Source organism: Neisseria sp. GT4A_CT1 (genome assembly GCF_000227275.1).
In the GTDB taxonomy this organism is placed as follows: domain Bacteria; phylum Pseudomonadota; class Gammaproteobacteria; order Burkholderiales; family Neisseriaceae; genus Neisseria.
In genome coordinates, this window is sequence record NZ_JH164966.1 from 190,665 (window position 1) to 195,322 (window position 4,658).

The following is a 4,658-nucleotide window of genomic DNA, read 5'->3' on the forward strand; positions in this document are numbered from 1 at the left end:
GTTCAACCGCGAAATCGTCGCCTACGCCATGAGCCGCAGAGCCGACAGCGAAATGGTGAAGGAAATGCTCGAAAAAGCCGCACCCCGTCTGACTGATAAAGGAACGATGCTGCATTCGGACCAAGGCGTGCTGTACCGTACGGCGGGGTATAGGGAATTGCTTGCGGAGCATTCCATGGTTCAAAGCATGTCGCGAAAGGCGAACTGTTGGGACAATGCGCCGATGGAAAGCTTCTTTGCGGTGTTGAAGACGGAGTGTTTCTATAATGCAGGTGAATTGACGGTAGATGAATTGATGAAGCAGATAGATGACTATATGGATTACTACAACCGGGAGCGTTGCAGTTTGAAATTGAAAAAGCTGAGTCCTGTCGCATACAGAACCCAGCTTGCACAGAGCGCCTGAAAAGGCTTTTATGAGTGTCCAAGATTTGGGGGCCAGTTCAGTTTTCAGACGACCTTTTCTACATCACATTCAAATTAAAACCGGATTACAGTTTCCACTCGCTCAGTTTGGCAGCGTAGGCTTCCAAGTCTGCAATCGGACGGGTTGCCACGCCGCTTTCCATCGCAGCTTTGGCGGCAGCCGAAGCAACACGCGGCAGCAGGCGGGAGTCGAACGGGGTCGGAATCAGGTATTCCGCACCGAATTCGAATTTCTTACCGTAAGCGGCAACCACTTCTTCAGTTACCTCTTCTTTCGCCAAATCCGCCAAAGCATAGACGCAGGCGCGTTTCATTTCTTCATTGATGGTCGTCGCGCCGACGTCCAACGCTCCGCGGAAGATGAACGGGAAGCACAATACGTTGTTCACTTGATTCGGGAAATCGGAACGACCAGTACCGATGACCACGTCCGGACGGGTTTCTTTTGCCAATGGCGGCAGGATTTCCGGATTCGGGTTTGCCATGGCGAACACGATAGGCTTGGCGTTCATGGTGTTCAGCATTTCAGGCGTCAGCAGGTTCGCACCGGAGAGGCCCAAGAAGATGTCTTTGCCTTTGACGGCATCGGCAAGCACGCGTTGACCGTTGTCTTCAATGGCGTAGAACTGTTTGGACTCGTCCATGCGGTCTTTGTCTTCGCGGGTTTTGTAAATCACGCCTTTGGAGTCGCAAACGGTAACGTTTTCACGTTTCAGACCCAAATCGAGCAGTTGGTTCAAGCAGGCAATCGCAGCCGCACCCGCGCCGGAGCAAACCAAGGTCGCTTCTTCGATTTTACGGCCGGTATAGCGCAGGGCATTCAATACGGCGGCGGCGGTGATGATGGCGGTACCGTGTTGGTCGTCGTGGAATACGGGGATTTTGCAGCGTTTGCGCAATTCGCGTTCGATGTAGAAGCACTCAGGCGCTTTGATGTCCTCGAGATTGATGCCGCCGAAGGTCGGCTCTAAAGCAGCGATGATGTCCACTAATTTTTGCGGGTCTTTTTCATCGATTTCGATGTCGAATACGTCCACACCGGCGAATTTTTTAAACAATACGCCTTTGCCTTCCATCACAGGTTTGCCCGCCAACGCGCCGATGTTGCCCAAGCCCAAAACGGCGGTACCGTTGGAAATCACGGCGACCAAGTTGCCTTTGGCGGTATATTTGTACGCATTTTGCGGATCGGCATGGATTTCCATACAAGGAGCCGCAACGCCCGGCGAGTACGCCAAAGCCAAGTCTTTGGACGTGGCCAGCGATTTGGTGGGGGTAACGGAGACTTTACCCGGCACGGGGAATTCGTGAAATTTCAGTGCGGCTTCTTTTAATGAGTTTTCCATTTTTCGATCCTGTTGCGAGAGAGATGTTGAGACGAGGTCGTCTGAAACGTTGGTTTCGGGACGTTTGGCATTACAAAGCGGCTTATTTATTAACAAATAAACCTATTTTGTAATAGCGTGTAATTTTACCATGTTCCCAATGCGGCGCATACCGCTATTTTCATCTGAAACAAATAACCTCAAAGCAAAAACGTATCCTTTCACGACCTTCATTCGGTTTTAAACATCCATACCGAAACTGCGCGCCAGCGCATGTTCGATATCCGCCCTCACCTCCTCCAAACTCCGGTTGCCGTCGATAAGCGCGTAGCGTTCGGGATGCGCGGCGGCGCGTTCGAGATAAACAGCACGCACGCGGGTGAAAAAATCTGCCTGCTCCTGCTCGAAACGGTCCTTCTCGCGCGTCTGCCCGATACGCGCCATCGACACTTCCAGCGGCACGTCCAGCAGCAACGTCAAATCAGGACCAAACCCGCCCTGTACCCAATTTTCCAGCATTTCAATATCTTGCAGAGGCACGCCGCGCCCTCCGCCCTGATAGGCGAAAGTCGCATCGGTAAAACGGTCGGAAACGACATGAATGCCGTCTGCCAGCGCAGGCAGGATAACGTCTTCAAGATGCTGCTGCCGCGCGGCAAACATCATCAACGTCTCCGCGCGCAATCCCGCCTTGGTTTCAGGGTTCAACAAAATTTCGCGCAAAGCCTCGCCGACAGGCGTACCGCCCGGCTCGCGGGTGAACAATACGGGAAGGTTGTGGGATTCGAACCATTGGCGGATAACGGCAAGATTGGTCGATTTGCCCGCGCCGTCTATGCCGTCCAGAGTGATAAATTTGGGTTTCATAAGGTCAATTTTATTGAGAGAACGAATGTTCAAAAGGTCGTCTGAAAAGACGGATTATAAATGCTTGATGGGGTTCGAAGTAGATTTTCAGTCGACCTTATTGATTCAAGACGGATTGATAGATTTAGTCCTTATACACAGATCGCTATACCACATGCCCCCAAAGATTACTTGTCTAAAAGGATACAAGTTCTAAGAAAAAATAAATTAACAAAAACAAAACCAAACCCTCCAAACTTGGTGAGCTCAGTTCGGCGGTGAGTCTAGTCGTAGGTGATTTTAACAGCAAACAACAGGTTGAGACGGTTTTATTCGAAGGTTTCATAACTGCCGTCAGGATAGCCTGTACTGTCAGAGTTCCAACAGCGTTCATATATTATATTTAAACATCACAACAAATTGATTATAGGCAACTCAAGAATATCTTTTGTTGTCAACTCTTCAATTTTCTTTTCGACAAGAGATAACTTCCTATTTTTCATTAACTTATCATCATGAAAGGCGTATTCGTAGATTTTTCTATTCGTTTTGTTATAGACATATCCATAATAATCATCTTTTTTATGCTCATCTTCAACAAAATTCATAAAGAATATTTCATCATCTTGCTTTAATTTCTCTATTACCGCATTGTATAAGTTCGACACTTCATTTGCTATAAAATCCGTACATTCTAAAACACTTTCTAGTAAAATTTTAGCTGTTAATTCTTTAGGTAACATTAATTTAAACTCCTAAATTTTAAAAAGTAATTATTCTACGTAAGACTTCCTATCTCCTTTCAGACACCTACTACATTGGCAATACACGAATTTTTTACTGAAGGTAACCAAAGTGAGAAAGTTTATATAGAATCGTTCTCATGAAAGTTGGTTTCAGACGACCGATTTATATCAACTGGCTTGTTAATTAGTAATAAGTTTACTGAAAAAATATTCCAGACGACCTTAAGGAAGGTATTGGTTTTATCTGAAAAGAAACCACGTGCGTGTGCTCCTCATACCTACAGAGTTATTGAGGAATTTTAGACAAACTACAGGCTTGATAAAAAGTTATTAAAACTAAACCTTAGTACTTTTCCCAGACAAAATCTAAATCATTTTGTGGAATACATCCTATAGTAAAACATTTTACAGCACATTTGAATGCCATTTCTTTAGATAGAATATATTTAGACTCAAATAAGCCAATTTGTCCTCCCGTATTTAATTCTATTTTTAAGGTACTTCCTTCACTGGGGTTTAATAAATTAAAAACTATGCCATTTTCTTCACCTGTTATAACATATTTTCCATTTCCTCCACCAATCATCAAATAGTTTTCTTCTAATAAAACTAAATTTACAAGAGTATGTTTTTTATTATCCAATCTTTCTAAAATGCCTAAGAGTTTTACTGAATAATTAACATGATAAATTTCTTCTTTACAAGAAGAACCGTCCCAGTTATCTAAAGTTATTTTCATAATTTTCTAAATTTCTTATCCAAGCTTTTGTCAAAATATCTTCTACTTCCGCCAAGATTACAAATATTAATTGATTCAAGCCCTAACCCTAGTCCAAATCAACTTCGGCAGACAACAGCCATGCGTCGCCGCCGAAAATGAGATTATTTAAGGACAAATATTTCAGACGACCTCGAAAAGGATTGAGGTCGTCTGAAAAGCAGGAGCCGCTGCATGTATCCCGACACACGTCTCGTCAAAATTAGAAGTTTCACACAAGCTAAAACCAGCAAGTTGCTAGGACAGCACCATTCGAAATATCAACTTCCCAAGTATCTGAAATCAATCCTTTGTAATTGGACTCAACAATAAAATGTTCGTCATCTATCCAACGGAAATTCAAGCTACACCATATATCGATATAAGATGGTTGCTCTGTCAGCAACGTACCCTGCTTAACTATTTCCCCTTTTTTATCAGATACTGTCCAACTAATTTTAAAATGGTAAAGATCACAATACGCCCATAAGGAAAGATATTGTTTCCTATTGGGGCTAAGTTTCCGCTTTTTTATTTGCTTTTTAAATGTTAAATCAG

5 protein-coding genes and 1 pseudogene are annotated in these 4,658 nt (G+C 44.2%); 1 reads left to right on the forward strand and 5 read right to left on the reverse strand.

Features of this window, described 5'->3' with window-relative positions; translation table 11 throughout:
* A partial coding sequence (locus tag HMPREF1028_RS05605; protein WP_009311820.1) for an IS3 family transposase occupies window positions 1-406 on the forward strand: 406 nt, incomplete at its 5' end.
* Window positions 407-491: 85 nt separating this feature from the next.
* Here the strand turns inward: HMPREF1028_RS05605 and HMPREF1028_RS05610 are convergent.
* From HMPREF1028_RS05610 to HMPREF1028_RS15465, 5 genes and pseudogenes are all read right to left on the reverse strand, one after another.
* Window positions 492-1,772 (reverse strand): malic enzyme-like NAD(P)-binding protein, encoded by a 1,281-nt coding sequence (locus HMPREF1028_RS05610; RefSeq protein WP_003756682.1) that lies wholly within the window; start codon window positions 1,770-1,772, stop codon window positions 492-494.
* A gap of 219 nt (window positions 1,773-1,991) precedes the next feature.
* On the reverse strand, window positions 1,992-2,618 hold the full coding sequence (tmk, locus tag HMPREF1028_RS05615; protein ID WP_009311821.1) for a dTMP kinase: 627 nt from the start codon (window positions 2,616-2,618) through the stop codon (window positions 1,992-1,994).
* A 389-nt stretch (window positions 2,619-3,007) separates the two neighbouring features.
* Window positions 3,008-3,340 (reverse strand): hypothetical protein, encoded by a 333-nt coding sequence (locus HMPREF1028_RS05620; RefSeq protein ID WP_003778366.1) that lies wholly within the window; start codon window positions 3,338-3,340, stop codon window positions 3,008-3,010.
* A gap of 346 nt (window positions 3,341-3,686) precedes the next feature.
* A complete protein-coding gene (locus tag HMPREF1028_RS05625; RefSeq protein ID WP_009311822.1) occupies window positions 3,687-4,082 on the reverse strand; it encodes a hypothetical protein in 396 nt (131 codons plus the stop codon).
* Window positions 4,083-4,341: 259 nt separating this feature from the next.
* Window positions 4,342-4,658, reverse strand: a pseudogene (locus tag HMPREF1028_RS15465) (hypothetical protein); the annotation flags it as partial.

Excerpts from the sequence above, each read along its gene's own strand:
- HMPREF1028_RS05625 (WP_009311822.1), bottom strand. The coding sequence starts at position 4,082 with ATGAAAATAACTTTAGATAACTGGGACGGTTCTTCTTGTAAAGAAGAA.
- HMPREF1028_RS05620 (WP_003778366.1), bottom strand. The coding sequence starts at position 3,340 with ATGTTACCTAAAGAATTAACAGCTAAAATTTTACTAGAAAGTGTTTTA.
- tmk (WP_009311821.1), bottom strand. The coding sequence starts at position 2,618 with ATGAAACCCAAATTTATCACTCTGGACGGCATAGACGGCGCGGGCAAA.
- HMPREF1028_RS05610 (WP_003756682.1), bottom strand. The coding sequence starts at position 1,772 with ATGGAAAACTCATTAAAAGAAGCCGCACTGAAATTTCACGAATTCCCC.